This is a genomic window from Streptomyces sp. NPDC059850 (assembly GCF_042731515.1).
Lineage (GTDB): Bacteria > Actinomycetota > Actinomycetes > Streptomycetales > Streptomycetaceae > Streptomyces.
The window spans coordinates 17,021-35,304 of the sequence record NZ_JBHWJI010000069.1 but is presented as its reverse complement, the minus strand read 5'-3'; the positions used below and the strand labels follow the sequence as shown (position 1 = coordinate 35,304).

The 18,284-nt window shown below is 71.2% G+C and carries 17 protein-coding genes; 8 read left to right on the top strand and 9 right to left on the bottom strand.

Going from position 1 to position 18,284, the window contains the following annotated elements; translation table 11 throughout:
* Window positions 1-3: 3 nt before the first annotated feature.
* From ACFV9T_RS37115 to ACFV9T_RS37105, 3 genes are all read left to right on the top strand, one after another.
* A complete protein-coding gene (locus ACFV9T_RS37115) occupies window positions 4-1,359 on the top strand; it encodes a M20/M25/M40 family metallo-hydrolase (RefSeq protein ID WP_385446955.1) in 1,356 nt (451 codons plus the stop codon).
* A gap of 16 nt (window positions 1,360-1,375) precedes the next feature.
* Window positions 1,376-3,541, top strand: a complete 2,166-nt coding sequence (locus ACFV9T_RS37110; protein WP_385446945.1) for a prolyl oligopeptidase family serine peptidase — start codon at window positions 1,376-1,378, stop codon at window positions 3,539-3,541.
* Window positions 3,542-3,626: 85 nt separating this feature from the next.
* On the top strand, window positions 3,627-4,352 hold the full coding sequence (locus tag ACFV9T_RS37105; protein WP_385446944.1) for a 4'-phosphopantetheinyl transferase family protein: 726 nt from the start codon (window positions 3,627-3,629) through the stop codon (window positions 4,350-4,352).
* Window positions 4,353-4,372: 20 nt separating this feature from the next.
* Here ACFV9T_RS37105 and ACFV9T_RS37100 read toward each other — a convergent pair whose 3' ends face one another.
* Window positions 4,373-5,740: an MFS transporter gene (locus ACFV9T_RS37100; protein WP_385446943.1), complete on the bottom strand. Its 1,368-nt coding sequence runs from the start codon at window positions 5,738-5,740 to the stop codon at window positions 4,373-4,375.
* 252 nt (window positions 5,741-5,992) lie between these two features.
* Here ACFV9T_RS37100 and ACFV9T_RS37095 point away from each other — a divergent pair, with 252 nt between their 5' ends.
* On the top strand, window positions 5,993-6,535 hold the full coding sequence (locus ACFV9T_RS37095) for a GNAT family N-acetyltransferase (protein ID WP_385446942.1): 543 nt from the start codon (window positions 5,993-5,995) through the stop codon (window positions 6,533-6,535).
* 68 nt (window positions 6,536-6,603) lie between these two features.
* On the opposite strand, the gene ACFV9T_RS37090 is transcribed toward ACFV9T_RS37095, so the two are convergent.
* The 4 genes from ACFV9T_RS37090 to ACFV9T_RS37075 all read right to left on the bottom strand — a co-directional run bounded on the left by ACFV9T_RS37090 (window position 6,604) and on the right by ACFV9T_RS37075 (window position 8,753).
* On the bottom strand, window positions 6,604-6,957 hold the full coding sequence (locus ACFV9T_RS37090) for a VOC family protein (RefSeq protein WP_385446941.1): 354 nt from the start codon (window positions 6,955-6,957) through the stop codon (window positions 6,604-6,606).
* A 26-nt stretch (window positions 6,958-6,983) separates the two neighbouring features.
* Window positions 6,984-7,796 (bottom strand): class I SAM-dependent methyltransferase, encoded by an 813-nt coding sequence (locus tag ACFV9T_RS37085; protein WP_385446940.1) that lies wholly within the window; start codon window positions 7,794-7,796, stop codon window positions 6,984-6,986.
* Between the two features lie 137 nt (window positions 7,797-7,933).
* A complete protein-coding gene (locus ACFV9T_RS37080) occupies window positions 7,934-8,308 on the bottom strand; it encodes a CBS domain-containing protein (protein WP_385446939.1) in 375 nt (124 codons plus the stop codon).
* 61 nt (window positions 8,309-8,369) lie between these two features.
* The gene (locus ACFV9T_RS37075; RefSeq protein ID WP_385446938.1) at window positions 8,370-8,753 is read right to left on the bottom strand and encodes a DUF2795 domain-containing protein; all 384 of its coding nucleotides are present in this window, start codon (window positions 8,751-8,753) and stop codon (window positions 8,370-8,372) included.
* Between the two features lie 357 nt (window positions 8,754-9,110).
* On the opposite strand from ACFV9T_RS37075, the gene ACFV9T_RS37070 reads away from it, so the two are divergent.
* Window positions 9,111-9,716, top strand: coding sequence for a TIGR03086 family metal-binding protein (locus tag ACFV9T_RS37070; protein ID WP_385446937.1), 606 nt, complete (start codon window positions 9,111-9,113; stop codon window positions 9,714-9,716).
* A gap of 69 nt (window positions 9,717-9,785) precedes the next feature.
* Here the strand turns inward: ACFV9T_RS37070 and ACFV9T_RS37065 are convergent, their stop codons facing one another.
* Window positions 9,786-10,421: a MarR family winged helix-turn-helix transcriptional regulator gene (locus ACFV9T_RS37065; protein ID WP_385446936.1), complete on the bottom strand. Its 636-nt coding sequence runs from the start codon at window positions 10,419-10,421 to the stop codon at window positions 9,786-9,788.
* A gap of 346 nt (window positions 10,422-10,767) precedes the next feature.
* Here ACFV9T_RS37065 and ACFV9T_RS37060 point away from each other — a divergent pair, with 346 nt between their 5' ends.
* From ACFV9T_RS37060 to ACFV9T_RS37050, 3 genes are all read left to right on the top strand, one after another.
* Window positions 10,768-11,343 carry an NADPH-dependent FMN reductase gene (locus ACFV9T_RS37060; protein WP_385446935.1) on the top strand — a complete coding sequence of 192 codons (576 nt, stop codon included), beginning with the start codon at window positions 10,768-10,770 and terminating at the stop codon, window positions 11,341-11,343.
* Between the two features lie 138 nt (window positions 11,344-11,481).
* The gene (locus ACFV9T_RS37055; RefSeq protein ID WP_385446934.1) at window positions 11,482-12,744 is read left to right on the top strand and encodes an MFS transporter; all 1,263 of its coding nucleotides are present in this window, start codon (window positions 11,482-11,484) and stop codon (window positions 12,742-12,744) included.
* A gap of 31 nt (window positions 12,745-12,775) precedes the next feature.
* Entirely contained in the window at window positions 12,776-13,654 is an 879-nt protein-coding gene (locus ACFV9T_RS37050) for an arylamine N-acetyltransferase (protein WP_385446933.1), read from the top strand.
* Between the two features lie 74 nt (window positions 13,655-13,728).
* On the opposite strand, the gene ACFV9T_RS37045 is transcribed toward ACFV9T_RS37050, so the two are convergent.
* From ACFV9T_RS37045 to ACFV9T_RS37035, 3 genes are read right to left on the bottom strand one after another with little or no spacing between them, the layout of a single operon-like run.
* Complete coding sequence (locus ACFV9T_RS37045) at window positions 13,729-15,834, bottom strand: catalase (RefSeq protein WP_385446932.1); 2,106 nt, start codon at window positions 15,832-15,834, stop codon at window positions 13,729-13,731.
* Window positions 15,834-16,397: a type 1 glutamine amidotransferase domain-containing protein gene (locus ACFV9T_RS37040; RefSeq protein ID WP_385446931.1), complete on the bottom strand. Its 564-nt coding sequence runs from the start codon at window positions 16,395-16,397 to the stop codon at window positions 15,834-15,836. The genes ACFV9T_RS37045 and ACFV9T_RS37040 overlap by 1 nt, the downstream gene beginning before the upstream one ends.
* 36 nt (window positions 16,398-16,433) lie before the next feature.
* Window positions 16,434-18,251: a thiamine pyrophosphate-requiring protein gene (locus tag ACFV9T_RS37035; RefSeq protein ID WP_385446930.1), complete on the bottom strand. Its 1,818-nt coding sequence runs from the start codon at window positions 18,249-18,251 to the stop codon at window positions 16,434-16,436.
* Between the last annotated feature and the right edge of the window lie 33 nt (window positions 18,252-18,284).

Sequence of the window (18,284 nt, the reverse complement as noted above, 5' to 3'; positions counted from 1 at the left end):
AATATGGCTGACCCGTCCCGCCCGTCCCGTCCGGAGGCGATCGACGAGCTGGCGCTGGAGGAGGTGGTGCGGTTCACCTCCGAGCTGATCGCGATCGACACCACCAACCGTGGCGGAGGGGAGTGTTCGGAGCGCCCCGCCGCCGAGTACGTGGCGGAGATGCTCAGCGACGTGGACATCGACCCCACGCTGCTGGAGCGTTCGCCCGGGCGCACCAATGTGGTCGCCCGGATCGAGGGCACCGAGCCCGCCGCGCCCGCGCTGCTGGTCCACGGTCACCTCGACGTGGTGCCCGCCGAGCCCGCCGACTGGACCGTGCACCCCTTCTCCGGGGAGGTGCGCGACGGGGTGGTGTGGGGCCGGGGCGCCATCGACATGAAGAACATGGACGCGATGGTCCTCGCCGTCGTCCGGGCCTGGGCGCGAGCCGGGGTGCGGCCCCGGCGGGACATCGTGCTGGCCTTCACCGCCGACGAGGAGGACAGCGCCGCCTGGGGCTCCGGCTACCTCGCCGACCAGCACCCCGAGCTGTTCGAGGGCTGCACCGAGGGCATCAGCGAATCCGGCGCGTTCACCTTTCACGCCGGGCCCGGGCTGCGGCTCTACCCCATCGCGGCGGGGGAGCGCGGCACGGCCTGGCTGAAGCTCACCGCGCGTGGCCGGGCCGGTCACGGCTCGAAGGTCAACCGGGCCAACGCGGTCAGCCGCCTGGCCGCCGCCGTCGCCCGCATCGGCGACCACCGCTGGCCGGTCCGGCTGACACCCACCGTCAAGGCGGCGCTCACCGAGATCGCCGCCCTCCAGGACATCCCGGCCGATGTGGACGCGCCCGGCTTCGACGTCGACGAACTGCTCGCCAAGCTGGGCCCGGCCGCCGCCCTCATCGAGCCGACCGTGCGCAACAGTGCCAACCCGACGGTCCTGGAGGCCGGTTACAAGATCAATGTGATTCCCGGCAGCGCCTCCGCCTATGTGGACGGGCGGATGCTGCCCGGCGGCGAGGACGAGTTCCGGGACACCCTCGACCAGCTCACCGGCCCGGACGTGGACTGGGAGTTCCACCACCGCGAGGTCCCGCTCCAGGCCCCGGTCGGGCCCGAGGCGCCCACGTACGAGGCGATGTGCGCCGCCGTCCAGCGCTTCGACCCGGGCGGCCACGCCGTGCCGTACTGCATGTCGGGCGGCACCGACGCCAAGCAGTTCTCCCGGCTCGGCATCCGTGGCTACGGCTTCTCGCCGCTGCGGCTGCCCGAGGGCTTCGACTACCAGGCGCTCTACCACGGTGTGGACGAGCGGGTCCCGGTCGACGCCCTGCACTTCGGCGTCCGGGTGCTCGACCACTTCCTGCAGAGGGCGTGAGCGGGTGGTCCAGCAGGTGACGGCCACGGCCCCGTACGGGACCTGGCCCTCCCCGGTCGACGCCGCCCTCGCCGCCTCGCACGACGGTCACCCCGAGTACGTGGGCACGGTCGGCCCCGAGGTGTGGTGGACCGCGCCCCGCCCCGCCGAGGGCGGCCGCCGCGCCCTGATCCGGCGGCGGGCCGACGGCGCCGAGGAGCCGGTGCTGCCCCCGCCGTGGAACGTGCGCAGCAAGGTCATGGGCTACGGCGGCACCCCCTGGGCCGCCACCCCGCGCCCGTCCGGCGGCCCGCTCGTGGTGTTCGCGCACTTCGCCGACCAGCGGCTGTACGCGTACGAACCGGACGCCGCCGCGCCCGCCCCGCCGCGCCCGCTGACCCCGGTGTCCACGGTCGGCGAGGGCCTGCGCTGGGCGGACCTGCGGCTCCATGCGGACCGGGGCGAAGTGTGGTGCGTCCTGGAGGAGTTCACGGGCGAGCGGCCCACCGACGTACGGCGCGTCATCGCCGCCGTACCGCTGGACGGCTCGGCCGCCGAGGACCGCGCGGGGCTACGCGAACTGACCGACCCCCGCCACGACTTCGTCACCGCCCCCCACCTCGCCCCGGACGGCCGCCGGGTCGCGTGGATCGCCTGGAACCACCCCGAAATGCCATGGGACGGCACGGTGGTGATGGTCGCCGAGACGGCGGATGACGGTCCGTTCACCGGTGCCCGCGCGGTGCTGGGCGGACCGGAGGAGTCCGTCGCCCAGATCGAGTGGGCTCCCGACGGCTCGCTCCTCGCCACGACCGACCGGACCGGCTGGTGGAACCTCCACCGGCTGCCGCCGCGTGTCCCCGCGGCGGCGAGATCCGCCCCGCCCACCGGGCCGGGCCCGGCCGCCGGACCTGGCTCGGCCGTGGGGCCGGGCGCGGGTGCCGTGCCCGGTGCGGGCGCTGGGCCCGTCGCAGGTGTCGCGCCAGCGGCAGACGCTGGACAGGAGGCAGCTGCCGGGGTCGAGGACGCGGCCGGGCCTGGGGCGGAGGCTGGGACCCGGGAACTGTGCTCCCGTCAGGAGGAGTTCGGGGGGCCGTTGTGGAAGCTCGGGCACCGGTGGTTCGCGCCGTTGGACGGCGGGGGGCTGGTCGCCGTGTTGCATGGGCGGGGGGCTCAGCGGCTCGGGATTCTCGACCCCGCGACCGGGGAGCTGGCCGATGTCGCCGGGCCGTGGACCGAGTGGGAGCCGACCCTTGCCGTGGACGGCACCCGGGTCGTCGGCGTCGCCGCGAGCCCGCGCAGCGGGCATGAGGTCGTGGAGCTGGACACCCGCACCGGCCACGCCCGCGTCATCGGCAACGCTCACACCGACCCCGTCGACCCCGCGTACTACCCGGAGCCGCAGGTCCGCACCTTCACCGGGGCGGACGGCCGCGAGATCCACGCCCACCTCTACCCGCCCCACAACCCCGGCCACACCGCGCCGCCCGGCGAGCTGCCGCCGTTCGTGGTGTGGGCACACGGCGGGCCCACCGGCCGTGCCCCGCTCGTGCTCGACCTGGAGATCGCGTACTTCACCTCGCGCGGCATCGGCGTCGCCGAGGTCAACTACGCCGGGTCCACCGGCTACGGCCGCGCCTACCGCGACCGGCTGTACGGGCAGTGGGGCGTGGCCGACGTGGAGGACTGCGCCGCCGTCGCCGGGGCGCTCGCCGACGAGGGCGTCGCCGACCGCGCCCGGCTGGCGATCCGCGGGGGCAGCGCGGGCGGCTGGACGGCGGCCGTGTCGCTCACCGCCACCGGGCTGTACGCGTGCGGCACGGTCATCTATCCGATCCTCGACCCCGCCGCCTGGGCCACCGGCGAGACCCATGACTTCGAGTCGCGGTACGCCGAATCGCTGATCGGCCCGGTCGCCGAGGTCCCGGACCGCTACCGGGAGCGTTCGCCGCTGCACCGGGCCGACCGGATCACCGCGCCGTTCCTGCTGCTCCAGGGGCTGGACGACACGATCTGCCCGCCCGCGCAGTGCGAGCGGTTCCTGGCGGCGATGGCCGGGCGCGGGGTGCCGCACGCGTATATCGCCTTCGAGGGCGAGGGGCACGGCTTCCGCCGCGCCGACACCATGGTCCGCGCCCTGGAGGCCGAACTGTCCCTGTACGCCCACGCCTTCGGCCTGCCCGAGCTGGAGCTGCGCACATGACAGCGATAGCGTGAGCTGCGCTGAGATGCGCTTTCTGATCCGATACGCGAGCTAATTTCGCCATCATTCGTACTGGAGGAGCCAGTTGACACCCGCACGGGCCCCGCGCCTCGTCGGCCGTGAGCCGCTGCCCACCGCCCTGGCCGGTGGGTGGCCGCAGGGCGGCGGGCCCGAGACCTGGCTGCTCAGCGTCTCGGCCTTCACCGCCGCCCTCGACGCCGCCGCACCCGCCAAGATCCTCGACGCCGAGGAGCGGGAGCGCGCCGGGCGGTTCCTTCGCGCCGAGGACCGGGAGCGGTATGCGGCGGCCCATATCGGGCTGCGGCAGCTGCTCGGCGGCTATCTGGGCGTGGACCCGGCCGCCGTGCCGTTCACCCGGGAGGACTGCCCCGGCTGCGGCGGTCCGCACGGCCGCCCCGCAGTGGTCGGCGCCCCGCTCCACTTCAATATGTCGCACGCCGGTGACCTGGTGCTCTTCGCCTTCGCCGGGACTCCGGTCGGGGTCGATGTGGAGAAGCTCCAGCCCGCCTCCGTGGTGAGCCAGGTGGCCCAGAGCCTGCACCCCAGGGAGCGCGCGGAGCTGGAGGCGCTGCCGGAGCAGGAGCGGCCCGCCGCCTTCGGCCGCTGCTGGACGCGCAAGGAGGCGTATCTGAAGGGCATCGGCACCGGGCTGTCCCAGGACCCGGCGAAGGATTACGTCGGCACCGCCCGGGAGCCGGTGCCGGTGGGCCCGTGGGCGCTGATCGACGTACCGGTGGAGGCCGGTTACGCGGCCGCGATGGCGCTGCGCGACCCCGGCCGGGAGGGGTAAGCCCGGCCGGGGACGATGCGTCAGTGGGCGGTCGGTGCGGGCACCGGGGCGGGGGCCTCGGTGTCGGCCCCGGCGCCGGTCCCGGCCGCCGGGCGGCGCAGCAGGTAGACCCCGACGACGGCGACCAGGGAGGCGGCGGAGAGCGCGTAGAGCCCGCCGTTGGTGCTGCCCGTGCTCTCCTCCAGGTAGCCGAAGAGCGTCGGGGCGACGAACCCGCCCAGGTTGCCGAGGGAGTTGATGACGGCGAGCCCGGAGGCCGTGACCTTGAGGTCGAGGCTGGACTGGGCCAGCGGCCAGAAGAGGTTGGCGCCGCACTTGCTGCCGACGGCGGCCAGCGTGATGGCCGCGAGGCCGAACCACGGGGAGCCGAGCGTGGCCAGGAAGGTGCCGATGGCCGACAGCACCAGCACGATCGCGAGGTAGGGCCGCCGGTCCGGCATGCGGTCGGTGTAGCGGCTCATGGTGTACATGGTGACCACGGCGCAGATCCACGGGACGGCCGAGAGCAGCCCGACCTGGAAGGGCGAAAGCCCGCCGATGTCGTCGACCAGGCTCGGCAGCCAGAAGGTGATGGCGTAGCCGGTCAGCGCCATGGCGAAGAAGACGAGCGTGAGCAGCGCGACCTGCGGGTGGAGCACCAGCCGCAGCCGGGACACCTTGGGTTCGCGGCTGCGGGACGCCCGGTCGCGCTCGACCGCCGCGCTCAGGGCGTTCCGCTCCTCGGCGGTGAGCCAGCGGGCGTCGGCGATCTTGGAGACCAGGAAGAACGCGGCGACGAGGCCCACCACGATCGAGATGGCGCCCTCCATGGCGAACATCCAGCGCCACCCGGCGAAGCCGCCGAGGCCGTGCATTTCGAGGAGCGCGCCGCTGATCGGGCCGGTGACGATGTAGGCGGTCGCGGAGCCGCCGAGGAAGATGGCGCTGGCCCGGCCCCGGTAGGAGTTGGGCAGCCAGGTGGTGAAGTAGTACATGACGCCCGGGAAGAACCCCGCCTCCGCGATGCCGAGCAGGAAGCGCAGCACGTAGAACGAGGTGACGCCGTGCATGAAACACATGGCGAGCGTGACCGCACCCCAGCTGATCATGATGCGGGTCAGCCAGACGCGGGCGCCGAAGCGCTCCATGAGCATGTTGCTCGGCACTTCGAAGATCGCGTAGCTGATGAAGAACAGCCCGGCGCCCAGTCCGTAGGCGGCGGCGCCGACTCCGATGTCGGCACTGAGGTCGTCCTGGACGAAGCCGACGTTGGTGCGGTCCATCTGATTGACGACCAGCATCAACACCAGCATCGGCATGACGCGCCGCAAGAACTTGCTCACCGCCCGGTCGACCAGCTCGGGGGCGGGCGGCGCCGCTTCCTGGCCGGGGGGTCCCTGCTGTGCCATGGTGCTCTCCTGGCGATATGTTCATCCCTGTGAACAGTCAACGAGTGGTGCGCAGGACCATACGGTTCTGCATGCACTCGGTCAATGGCTCATGAAGCAACGATTCCGCAGGGCTGACCTGGCCTTCAGGTCTTCCGCCGAGTCGGAAAAGTCAAGAGGGCCTTCGCGGGTGGCGTTCACGAATATGACCAGGTTGGTGTGGCACGGTCAAAGCCGGTGGCGGGGGAGCGGCCTCCGTACGATCATTGACCAATGCCCGATCACGCGTATCTCGCCGAGGGGGCCCGCGCGGCCATCCGGCCCCACCGGCGCGAGGACGGCGCCGAGTTCGTCCGGCTCGCGCGGCGGAGCGCCGACTTCCACCGCCCCTGGCTGACGCTGCCCACGACCGACGAGGCGTACGAGGGCTTCATCGGTCAGCTGGAGCGGGAGGACCGGCTCGGCTTCCTGGTCTGCGTACGGGAGACCGGCGCGCTCGCCGGGTTCATCAACATCAACAACATCGTGCGCGGCGCGTTCCAGTGCGGCGCGATCGGCTACGGCGCCTTCCCGCCCGCCGCCGGGCACGGCTATCTGTCCGAGGGGCTCGGGCTGGTGCTGCGGCAGGCCTTCGGGCCGCTCGGGCTGCACCGGATCGAGGTCAACATCCAGCCCGGCAACGAGGCGTCGACCGCGCTCGTGAAGCGGCACGGCTTCCGGCTGGAGGGCTTTTCGCCCGGCTTCCTCTACATCGAGGGCGCGTGGCGCGACCACGACCGCTGGGCCATGACCAGCGACATGCTGGGGCCGGAGTGAGGCTCACGGCCGACGAACAGGAGGCGCCCCCGGCCTGATCCGGCCGAGGGCGCATCACCAGGGGGTTCTCATGCGCCGGGATTGCGGTCCACGTACTCGAAGATCGAGCCGTCCGGATGGCGGGCGATCAGCATGCGGCCGGTGGGGGCGGGGATCGGCCCCGCGACGATCTGCGCGCCGACCGCCGTCAGATCGGCGATCGCCTCGTCCACGTCCTTCACCGCGATCGTCGCCGCGATCTTGCGGAGGATCTCCATCTCCGACTCCGGGCCGCTCATCAGAAAGAAGCAGCCGACCGCCGCGACCGAGACGCCGCCGCGCTGGAAGCGGGATGCCTCGGCGCCGGTGAGCCGTTCGTAGACGCTGATGGCGGAGTCCAGATCGTCGACGCAGACCCGCAGTGAAGTCCCCATGATGTCCATGCGGGCGAGCCTAGTTGAACCGCATGTCAGACGCGGCACAGGACCTCGCCGTGCAGGACGGCGAACCATCCGTCGGCCCGGCCGCCCCACTCCCGCCAGGCGCTCGCGATGTCCCGTAGCTCGGCCTCGGTGGCGTGCCCGCCCTCCACCGCGCGCCGGGCGTACGAGGACGCCACCGTGCGGTCCGCCCACAGCCCGCTCCACCAGGCCCGCTCCTCGGGGGTGGCGTAGCACCACGTACCGGCGGTCGAGGTGACGGCGGTGGCGGGGAAGCCCGCCTCCAGGGCCCAGGAGCGCAACTGGCGCCCGGCGTCCGGTTCGCCGCCGTTGGCGCGGGCGACCCGGCGGTAGAGATCCAGCCAGGTGTCCAGCCCGGGGACTCGCGGATACCAGGTCATGGCGGCGTAGTCGCTGTCGCGGGCCGCGACGATGCCGCCGGGTTCGCACACCCGCCGCATCTCGCGCAGCGCGCGCACCGGGTCGCCGACGTGCTGCAGCACCTGGTGGGCGTGGACGACGCTGAAGGAGTCGTCGGGGAAGTCCAGGTCGTGGACGTCGGCGACCACGAAGCGGGTGTTCGTCAGCCCGCGCTCATCGGCGGCCGCCCGCGCCTGCTCCAGGATGGACGGCTCCGCGTCGACGCCCACGACCTCGCCCTGGGGTACCAGTTCGGCCAGATCGGCGGTGATGGTGCCGGGGCCGCAGCCGATGTCGAGGATGCGCGTGGTGGGTGTGAGATGGCCGGTCAGATAGGCCGCCGAGTTGGCGGCGGTGCGCCAGGTGTGCGAGCGCAGCACCGACTCATGGTGTCCGTGGGTGTAGACGGCGTCGTCCAGCATGACGGAAACCCTACGCCGCCATCTCGCATCACGAGAAGAGTTGTCTTGCTATGTGGTCAAGCGATGTGCACGGGAAAGGCGGTGGGGAACGGCAACTTCCGTTCCCCACCGCCCCTTTGGCGACGTGGCCATGCGCCTCAGGCGGGCGTCCGATCCAAGTCCCGCATGCTCACCACGCCCACCGGGCGCCCCGCCCGGACCACCGGCAGCCGCCGCACCTCGTGCTGCCGCATCAGCGCGGCCGCCTCGGCGATCTCCTCGTCGGGGCCGATGGTCACCGGGTTCGGGGTGCAGATCAGATGGCAGCTGACCGTCAGCGGATCGACGCCGTCCGCGACCGCGCGCAGCGTGATGTCGCGGTCGGTGAGTACGCCCAGCAGCTCACCGTCGAGCGCCACCAGCACACCGCCGATGTCGTGCGCGCGCATCATCTGCGCCGCTTCCACCAGCGAGGCATCGGGGCGCACCGAGGCGACCTTCGGCGTCATGACGTCTTTCACGTACTGCGGCATATCGTTCGCCTTCTTCAGATCCGGGCACGGGACGGTCGGGCCATACGCTAGCCATGAGGTCTTACGCCTCGGTGCGCAGGCCGAGCGCGGAGACCACCTCCTGCACGGTGTGGAACGTTTCGTCGGCGGGCAGCTCCTCGGCCAGCGCGATCAGCTGGTCCGGTGCGTGCCGCTCGTGCAGTACGCGCAGCACGGCGCTCCGCCCCGCCGGGAACGTCGTACGGCCCAGATGGCGGGCGAACTCGAAGCGGATCGACTCCGCCTGGCCGGTCGCCCCCGGTGTGGGCACCGGCCCGGTCGTCACCTCCGGGTCGTCGTCGGCGGCGGGCTCCGGGTCGTGCCACTCCTCGACCCGGGTCGGATGGCCGGAACGGATCAGACCCTGAAGCTCCTGCTTCATCTCATCGTCCCGGTGCACGCTCACCCGGTTGCTGCCTCGCTGCATGTCGGTCCCCTTCCTACACGGGTCCGTGGTGCTCGTGGGATGGTCATTTCCCCGAGAGTTCACTGCGTTCCGCCGCCCCCGGTATGTCCTCCCTCCCGGCGGTCCGGGTCTTTCGTCCCTCCCGCGTACCCGTCACCACGACATCGACACAGGCCAGACGGCTGGCGTTGCGGAAGATTTCTTTCGCCGGTTCACGGTTTTACGGCCCTCCGGTCCGGGGACTCGACGGGTGGCCGAGCGGCCCGCAGGGAGTGAGGGCGGCGCCGGGCACGGGAGATCAGGGGCTCGTGCCCGGCGCCTCTGCGTGCCCGCGCGGCGGACCTTATTAACGCGGCATGGCGCGGGTACCCGGCGCGCATGACTGACACCTCCGCGAACCCCATGGCGGACAATCCGCTGCTGGCCAGACACGGTGAGGCACTGGACCTGTTCACCGAGCGGGTGCACGCCGTACGGGCCGACCAGTGGGACGCCCCCACGCCCTGCACCGAGTGGACCGTGCGGGACCTGGTGAACCACCTGGCGGTCGAGCAGATGTGGGTGCCGTCGCTGCTGCGCGAGGGCGCGAGCGCGAGTGGCGAGGGCGAGGGCGATGTCCTGTCCGGCGACCAGCTCGGCGAGGATCCCGTCGCCACCTGGGACGCGGCCGCGGCCGTCGCCCGTACGGCCTTCCGCGAGCCGGGCGCGCTGGAGCGCACCGTCGCCCTCTCCTACGGCGCGAGCCCCGCCACCGAGTACTGCGCCCAGATGACCGCCGACGCGACGGTCCACGCCTGGGACCTGGCCCGGGCCATCGGCGCCGATGAGCGGCTGCCCAAGCCGCTCGTCGACTTCTCCGTCCGGGAGGTCGCGCCGTACGCGGCCGAGCTGGAGAAAAGCGGCCTGTTCGCGGCCCCGGTGGAACCCCCACCGGGCGCCGACGCCCAGACGAAGCTGCTGGCCCTGCTGGGCCGCGAGACGTAGCGCCGCGAGACGTAGCGCCGCGAGACGTGGCGCCGCGAGACGTGGCGCCGCGAGACGTGGCGCCACGGCTCAGGGGCCGACTCCCACCGGCACCGGACACTGGATCGGACATGGCTCACCGGTGGTGACCCCCGTGGCGTCCCCGAGGGAGACGAGGAGTAGGCGCAGCAGGTGGGAGAGCTGGTCCTGCTGTTCCGCGGTCATGCCTGCCACGAGCGCGCGTTCGTTCTCGATGTGTCCTTCGACGACCCGGTCGACCAGCTCCAGGCCCTCGGCCGTCAGGGTGATCTTCACCCTGCGCCGGTTGTGGGCGTCCGGCTCGCGCGTGAGCAGCCCCCGGTCCAGGAGCCGGGCGACGCGGTTGGTCATCGCCGCGGCTCCGATCATGCTGGCGGAGGCCAGCTCCTTGGAGCTGAGGGTGTACGGCGCACCGGCTCGCCGCAGTGTCGCGAGGACGTCGAATTCCCAGCTCTCCAGCCCTTCGGAGCGCAGGTAGTCGTCGACCTGCAGACCGGTCAGCCGGGCGGCACGGGACAGGCGCCCGATCACGCCCATCGGGGAGGCGTCGAGGTCCGGCCGGACGTGCTCCCACTGTTGCAGGATCACGTCGACGGCATCGGTCACGCCGGTGGGTTCGGAGGGCTTACCTGCCGTGGTCTCGCTCATGGCCAACTTGTCGTCGGCTGCCTGCCGCTCGTACGTCACGCGTCGGTTGCCCTCCGCTCCTTGATCGACCGAACCTCAACTTTGAGGTCGAATCATTCGACACTAAATCTTCTGAAACTGAGCATACAGCCCGCTGAACGCGGGATGGCGCCCGACCGGTCGACTTCGGCCACGTACAGTTCGACAGCGAATTGTTTGACGTTGATGGCTGGAATCTGCTTACGTGTGAAGCGCATTGACCGGGGCGACGGCGTCCGTTTTGCGCCGTCCACGTTGGCATGCCCGCATCAAGTCCATGCTTGCACCAGACATCCCGAACGTCCCCAACTCCACGAACACTTCAGCCCAGCCTGAGATGGAAGCAAGTTTTAGGAGTCACTTCGTCATGCCTGTGCGCATCCTCTCTCTCGTCGGCAGCCTCAGAGCCGGCTCGTTCAACCGACAGCTCGCCGAAGCCGCGGCCAAGGTGAGCCCTGACGGCGTGACCATTGAGATCGTCGAAGGGCTGGCCGAACTCCCCTACTACGACGAGGACATCGACCTCGGCGGCATCACCCCGCGCCCGGCCGTCGCCATGCGCCGAACCGTCGGCGAGGCGGACGCCCTCATGGTCTTCACCCCGGAGTACAACGGCACGACCTCGGCCGTTCTGAAGAACGCCCTCGACTGGCTCTCCCGCCCGTACGGCGCGAGCGCCCTGTCCGGCAAGCCGACGGTCGTACTGAGCGCGACATACGGCCAGTTCGGCGGCGTATGGGCGCAGGAAGAAGTCACCAAGGCGCTCGGTGTCGCCGGCGCCCAGGTGATCCCCGGCGAGGGAGTCGCCGTGGGCGGAACTCAGGAGCGCTTCGCCGACACTCACCCCGCCGATGACTCCGAGATCGCGATGCAGTTGCGCCGGGCGGTCATCAGCGCCGCCACGTCTGCCGGTCGGCCGGTCGGCCGATTGCAGGAGGCCTGACCGCACCGCTCTCGGAGTTCCGTGGCCTGCGGTGCGTCACGACGGCGTGTACCGGACCGCAGGCCACGGGCCCGCACGGTCCGCACCGGGCCGTGCACCTCGTGAGCATCACCACCACTGCCCCGGAGAGGCACAACCATGACAACCGACACCGGGACGAAAGCGCTCGAAGCGCCGTTCGCCCGTACCGTGGGGACCCTGGCCCCGATCGCGATCATCCTGGCCAGCCAGGCGTACGCCACGATCTCGCTGATCCCCAACTTCGCCTCGGCCTGGCACACCAGCGACGAGGGGGCCGCCTGGGCCACCACGTCCTTCGCCATCGCCTTCGCCTTCGGCTCGCTGCTCGCCGCGCCGCTGAGCCACCGGCTCGGCCGCAGGGGCGCCCTGGTGTGGTCGATCTCCGCGATGGCCGTGATCACGATGCTGGTGCCGTTCACCGAATCGCTGCTGTCCGGCTCGCTGGTCCGAGCGGTGCAGGGCGTCGCGGCAGGCGTCTTCTCACCTGTGGTCTACGCCTACTTCGGCCAGCGGCTGCCCGCCTCCCGGCTCGCCACGGCGATCACCATCATCTCCTGTTCCCTAGGCGGATGCCTGGTCGTCGGACAGGTCGCCGCCCAACTGCTGGAGCCGGTCTTCGGCTGGCAGTCGCTCTTCTGGATCTCCGGCCCGCTGCTGGCGCTGTCGGCCGTGGCGGTGCACAAGGTGATGCTGCCCGACCTCCCCAGCCCCACTGCCGCCAAGGACTCGCCGCAGAAGGCCGAACCGTCGGCCCCCGCGCCTCGCTCCGGTCTGCTGCGCATCGTCCCCTTCCTGGTGGGCGGCGTGATCTCGCTCGGCGGCATCACCTCCGCCTACACCGCGATCCAGCTGTACGGACCCTCGGGCCTGGCCGGTGACCACGACGCCATGCTGGGGCTGCGCGCCAGCGCCCTGCCCGCCCTGGTCCTCTCGGTGGTGCTGGCGCCCGTGCTCGCCCGCATCGTCCCCAAGTGGCGTGCCGCCGGGGCCCTCACGGTCTGCGGTATCGGTCTGGGCACCGCCGCGCTCCTGAACGACAGCGTGGTCGGCATGGGCGCCGCCATGTTCTTCACCATGCTCGCCTCCTCCAGCGCCACTCCGGCCCTGGTGCAGTCGACCGGTGCGGCGGCAGGCGCTGCCGCCGGTACCGCGCTCGCCGTCTTCAGCTTCGTGCTGAACCTGTGCGCCGGGCTGGGCGCGCAAGTACCGGCGATCTTCGGGGAATTCGTCCCCACGGCCCTCTTCCTCGCCGCCGCGTACCTGGTCGCGGCGCTCGTCGTCACCCTGTTCGGGCCGACCGGCGCCCGGCCGCGCCAGGACAAGGTCGCGGCCCGCGGGGTGCCCAGCGAGAAGGCCGAACCCGTCACCCAGCCCAGCTGAGTCACGCCACCGAACTCCGAGGAGATCCGCGATGACCGTCACTCTCCCCACCTCCGGCAGCACCGCCACCTCCGCTCCGCGCTCCCTGTGGGCGGACGAAACCCCGGACCTGGACGCCTACTTCGCCCGGATCGGCTACTCCGGCCCGCGCGAGGCGACCCTGGCGACCCTCACCGAACTGCACCGGCGCCATGTCGAAACCATCTGCTTCGAGTCGATCGACGTGGGGCTCGACATCCCCATACCGACCGGCATCGCGGGCATCCAGGAGAAACTCGTCCACCGTGGGCGAGGAGGCATGTGCCTGGAACACAACCTGCTGTTCGCGGCCGTCCTGGAGGCCTTGGGCTTCACCGTGCACCGGCACCTGGCCCGCGTCCGCCGAGGCAACACCACGGACGTCCGCTTCCGCTCGCACACCATGCTGACCGCGGAGGCCGAGGGGCGCACCTACCTCGTGGACGTCGGCTTCGGGGACGCGGGGCCGCTCCACCCCGTCCCCTTCGAGCACGAGGGCCGGTCCACCGTCGGCGACTGGACGTGGCAGGTGGTCAGGGAGGGCGAGGAGACCTGGGTGTTCCGCACGCTCAACGGGGACAGCTGGTTCGACGTCTACGCCTTCGGGCTGGAGACCCAGGCCCCGAGCGACTTCGTGGCGTCCTTCCACTACACCGCGACCCACCCCAAGTCCGTCTTCACCGGCCACATCGTGGCCCAGCGCGGTGACGACAAGTTCCGCCACGTCCTCCGCGACCGCGTGCTGCGGACGCAGCATCCGGACGGCTCCATCGACGAAGCCCATCTCACCGCGGACCAGGCGGTGGAGGAGCTGCGCGAGGGCTTCCGGGTCACCCTCTCCGACGAGGAAGCCGCCGCCGTACGGGCCTTCCTCGGGTGGATTCCCGAGTGACCTGAGCGCCTTTGAGCGGTCGAGGTCTGGTCGAGGCCGGGACGGTCCGTCCGTCCCGGCCTCGACAGGCCGGGTCAGAGGCGGGCCGGTGGGCGGGTCCAGTGGCGGTGGGCGGCCAGGGCTTCGGCGAAGGCCCGGGTGAACTCCTCGCTCGCCGCGCCCGTCGTCGTATCGGTGACCACACCCCGGTCCGCGCAGACGTGCCCGTGCCCGGCGGACAGGTGAAGGCCGTCGGGACTGAGGGCGGCGAGGAGGCCGACACCTGAGCCCAGCGCGCCGATGGGCTTGCCGTGGCGGTAGGCGTCGCGGACGAAGCGCATGGCGGCCTCGTCGGAGGCCAGGTCCGGGGTGCCGGGGGGCCCGCCGGGCAGCAGGACGGCGTCGTAGAGCACGGAGGCGACGGTCGGCAGGGCGCGGTCGACCGCGCAGCCGTTGCCGTCGCTGCCGCGCACCTTGCCGTCGTGGGCCGCGAGCGCTTCGACGACGGCGCCCTCGGCGGTCAGCGCCTCCCGGGCCTGGGTGAGTTGTGCGACGTCCACGCCATCCGTGACCAGCACCGCGACGGTGCGGGTGCGGATGGAGTGGTCGCCGCCCAGGTTGTCCAGGCTGAGGGCGGGGGAGGCGACGGGCTTGTGGTTGTCGGGGCCGGGGGCCGGGTTGGCGATGCCGATGCCTTCGGCGACCGACGTGGCCAGGCCGTAGTCGACGTGGGCCAGTTCCTCGACCGTACGCTCGCGCACCCGCACCGCGCCCACCTTGCCCAGTTCGAAGCGGAAGGCGGCGACGATGTGCTCGCGCTCCCAGTCGCTCATGCTGTTCCAGAACATGGCGGCCTGGCTGTAGAAGTCCTTGAAGCTGGGGCTGCGCTTGCGGATCTTGTCGCCGTCGACGCGCTCCGCGTAGTGCGAGTACGCGTAGCCGTCCGCTCCGGCGATGGCCGGGCAGCCGCCGCCGAGCGAGTTGGGGGAGTAGTTGGTGCCCCGGTGGATCTCGCTCTGGTGGTAGCCGTCGCGGTGGTTGGTGCGAACGGGCGCGACCGGCTGGTTGACCGGGATATGGGCGAAGTTGGGGCCGCCGAGCCGGATCAGCTGGGTGTCCAGGTACGAGAAGTTGCGGGCCTGGAGCAGCGGGTCGTTGGTGAAGTCGATGCCGGGCACGACGTTGGCGGTGTGGAAGGCGACCTGTTCGGTCTCGGCGAAGAAGTTGTGCGGGTTGCGGTCCAGGACCATGCGGCCGATGGGCCGGACGGGCACCTGCTCCTCCGGGATGAGCTTCGTGGCGTCGAGCAGGTCGAAGTCGAAGTTGAACTCGTCCTCCTCCGGCACCAGTTGGACGCCAAGCTCCCACTCCGGGTACTCGCCCGCCTCGATCGCGTCCCACAGATCGCGCCGGTTGAAGTCCGGGTCCCGGCCCATGCACTCCTGGGCCTCGTCCCACACCAGTGAGTGCACGCCGAGCTTGGGCTTCCAGTGGAACTTCACGAACGTGCCCTTGCCGTGCGCGTCCACGAAGCGGAACGTGTGCACGCCGAAGCCCTGCATCATCCGGTAGCTGCGCGGGATCGCCCGGTCCGACATCATCCACATCATCATGTGCATGGTCTCGGGCTGCAGGGAGACGAAGTCCCACAGGGTGTCGTGCGCGGAGGCGCCGGTGGGGATGTCGTTCTGCGGTTCGGGTTTCACCGCGTGCACGAAGTCGGGGAACTTGATGCCGTCCTGGATGAAGAAGACCGGCATGTTGTTGCCGACCAGGTCGTAGTTCCCCTCCGAGGTGTAGAACTTCGTGGCGAAGCCGCGCACGTCGCGCACGGTGTCGGCCGAGCCGCGCGGCCCCTGCACGGTGGAGAACCGTACGAAGACGGGGGTGCGCACGGACGGGTCCTGGAGGAAGGCGGCCTTGGTGAACTCCGCGCAGGACTCGTACGGCTCGAAGTACCCGTACGCGCCCGCGCCGCGCGCGTGCACCACCCGCTCCGGGATCCGCTCATGGTCGAAGTGCGTGAGCTTCTCGCGGAAGTGGAAGTCCTCCATCAGCGTGGGGCCGCGCTCGCCCCCCGCGAGGGAGTCGTCGGTGTGGTCGACCGCCACCCCCTGGTCGGTGGTCAGCGGCCCTTCGACGGGGTCGGCGGCCAGGTGCGCTTCGCGCTGCCGCTCTTTGCGGTCCGGCTGCTGGGTCATCACGCGGCTCCCTTGTGTTTCGAGCCCGACGCCTTCGCGAACTCCTCCAGGAACGCCTCGTCGAACGCCTTGAGGTCGTCCGGCTTACGGCTGGTGATCAGGGCATTCGGCCCGCCCTCGCAGATCTTGACCTGCTCGTCCACCCAGACACCGCCCGCGTTGGTGATGTCGGTGCGCACGCTGGGGAACGAGGTGAGGGTGCGGCCGCGCACGACAACGGCCTCGACCAGCGTCCAGGGGGCGTGGCAGATGGCGGCGACCGGCTTGCCCGCCTCGAAGAAACCCTTGACGAAGGCGACCGCCCGCTTGTCCAGGCGCAGCAGATCGGGATTGGCGACGCCGCCGGGCAGCACCAGCCCGTCGTACTCGTCCACGCGCGCGTCCTTCACTGTCTGGTCGACCTCGAAGGTGTCGGCCTTGTCGAGGTGGTGGAACGCCTGGACGCGTCCGGACGCGGTGGACACCAGCCGCGGCGTGCCGCCGGCGTCGCGGACCGCCTGCCACGGATCGGTGAGTTCGACCTGCTCAACGCCCTCGGGGGCGACGAGAAAGGCGACCATCATGGTGTTCACGTCCTTCCGGTGTCCGTAGTACGTACGTCATGCGTCGTCGGTCTTCTTGTCCCGGTGCGACGACCGGTGGGGCAGGAACTCCTGGACCTTCGCCTTCAGGCCCTGGCGGACCATGCCGGTGCGGTCCGGGTCGCCCTTGACCATCGATTCGAGCGTGGACTCCATCTGCTCCCAGGTCGCGTGCGGCGGGATCGGCGGTACGGCCGGGTCGGTCAGGAACTCGACGCACACCGGGCCGTCCGCGGCCAGTGCCTCGCGCCAGGCGGGTTCGACCTGTTCGGGCTTCTCGACGCGGATGCCCCTCAGGCCGAGGGATTCGGCGAACCGCGCCGAGGACACGTCCGGGATCTCCTGCGAGGGCAGGAACTGGGGCGCGCCGCCCATCGCCCGCATCTCCCAGGTCACCTGGTTGAGGTCCTGGTTGTTCCAGACGGCGACGATCAGCCGTGGGTCGTCCCATGTGTGGCGGTACTTGGCCGCGGTGATCAGCTCCGCCATGCCGTTCATCTGCATCGCGCCGTCCCCGACGAGCGCCACCACGGGCCGGTCCGGCTGGGCGAACTTGGCGCCGATCGCGTACGGCACGCCGCTGCCCATGGTGGCCAGGGTGCCGGACAGGGAGCCGCGCATCCGGCCGCGCATCCGGATGTGGCGGGCGTACCAGTTGGCGACGGAGCCGGAGTCGCAGGTGAGGATGGTGTCGTCGGGGAGCAGCGGGTTGAGGCAGTGGGCCACGTACTCGGGGTTGATGGGGTCGGCGGACACCTCGGCGCGGCGCTCCATCACCTCGTCCCAGCGCTGGACGCCCTTGATGATCTGGTCCTGCCAGTCGCGGGACTCCTTGCGGCGCAGCATGGGCAGCAGCCGCAGCAGCGTCTCGCGCGCGTCCCCCACGAGGTTGACCTCGTACGGGTAGCGCATCCCGATCATGTGCGGATCGAGGTCCACCTGCACCCCGCGGACCTTGCCGAACTCCGGCAGGAACTGGGTGTACGGGAAGCTGGAGCCGATCGTCAGCAGGGTGTCGCAGTCGCGCATCAGCTCGTACGAGGGGCGGGTGCCCAGCAGCCCGATGGGCCCGGTGACATACGGCAGGTCGTCGCTGAGCACATCCAGCCCGAGGAGCGCCTTGGCGATGCCCGCGCCGAGCGTGTCGGCCACCTGCCGCACCTCGCCGCGTGCCCCGGAGGCGCCCTGGCCGACCAGGATGGCGACCCGCTCGCCCGCGTTGAGCACCTCGGCGGCGCGCTCCAGCGCGCTGCTGGAGGGCACCGCGGACCAGCCGCTGCGGTCCAGGCTGGAGGGCACCATTTTGAACTCGTGGGTGGGCGGGGTGTATTCGAGGTCCTGGACGTCCGCCGGGATGATCACGGCGGTGGGGGCGCGCCGGGCGTAGGCGGTGCGGATGGCCCGGTCCAGGACGTTCGGCAGCTGCTCGGGGACGGTCACGGTCTCCAGGAAGTCGGAGGCGACGTCCTTGTAGAGGCTGTGCAGGTCGACTTCCTGCTGGTACGAGCCGCCCATCGCGCTGCGGTGGGTCTGGCCGACGAGCGCCACCACCGGGACGTGGTCCAGCTTGGCGTCGTACAGTCCGTTCAGCAGGTGGATGGCGCCCGGCCCGGAGGTCGCCGCGCAGACGCCGAGCCGTCCGCTGAACTTGGCGTAGCCGACCGCCTGGAACGCGGCCATCTCCTCGTGCCGGGCCTGGATGAACCGTGGTTCGTTCTCCGCCCGCCCCCAGGCGGCGAGCAGTCCGTTGATGCCGTCGCCGGGGTAGCCGTAGACATGCTCGACGCCCCACTCGCGCAGCCGGGCGAGGACATAGTCGGCGACTGTGGTGGTCATGTCGGTCACTCACTCCTCATGGGGGTGCTCGGA

Coding starts and splice junctions, on each gene's coding strand:
- ACFV9T_RS37115 (WP_385446955.1), top strand. CDS start 4: ATGGCTGACCCGTCCCGCCCGTCCCGTCCGGAGGCGATCGACGAGCTG.
- ACFV9T_RS37100 (WP_385446943.1), bottom strand. CDS start 5,740: ATGGCACAGCAGGGACCCCCCGGCCAGGAAGCGGCGCCGCCCGCCCCC.
- ACFV9T_RS37095 (WP_385446942.1), top strand. CDS start 5,993: ATGCCCGATCACGCGTATCTCGCCGAGGGGGCCCGCGCGGCCATCCGG.
- ACFV9T_RS37090 (WP_385446941.1), bottom strand. CDS start 6,957: ATGGACATCATGGGGACTTCACTGCGGGTCTGCGTCGACGATCTGGAC.
- ACFV9T_RS37085 (WP_385446940.1), bottom strand. CDS start 7,796: ATGCTGGACGACGCCGTCTACACCCACGGACACCATGAGTCGGTGCTG.
- ACFV9T_RS37080 (WP_385446939.1), bottom strand. CDS start 8,308: ATGCCGCAGTACGTGAAAGACGTCATGACGCCGAAGGTCGCCTCGGTG.
- ACFV9T_RS37075 (WP_385446938.1), bottom strand. CDS start 8,753: ATGCAGCGAGGCAGCAACCGGGTGAGCGTGCACCGGGACGATGAGATG.
- ACFV9T_RS37070 (WP_385446937.1), top strand. CDS start 9,111: ATGACTGACACCTCCGCGAACCCCATGGCGGACAATCCGCTGCTGGCC.
- ACFV9T_RS37060 (WP_385446935.1), top strand. CDS start 10,768: ATGCCTGTGCGCATCCTCTCTCTCGTCGGCAGCCTCAGAGCCGGCTCG.
- ACFV9T_RS37055 (WP_385446934.1), top strand. CDS start 11,482: ATGACAACCGACACCGGGACGAAAGCGCTCGAAGCGCCGTTCGCCCGT.
- ACFV9T_RS37050 (WP_385446933.1), top strand. CDS start 12,776: ATGACCGTCACTCTCCCCACCTCCGGCAGCACCGCCACCTCCGCTCCG.
- ACFV9T_RS37045 (WP_385446932.1), bottom strand. CDS start 15,834: ATGACCCAGCAGCCGGACCGCAAAGAGCGGCAGCGCGAAGCGCACCTG.
- ACFV9T_RS37040 (WP_385446931.1), bottom strand. CDS start 16,397: ATGATGGTCGCCTTTCTCGTCGCCCCCGAGGGCGTTGAGCAGGTCGAA.
- ACFV9T_RS37035 (WP_385446930.1), bottom strand. CDS start 18,251: ATGACCACCACAGTCGCCGACTATGTCCTCGCCCGGCTGCGCGAGTGG.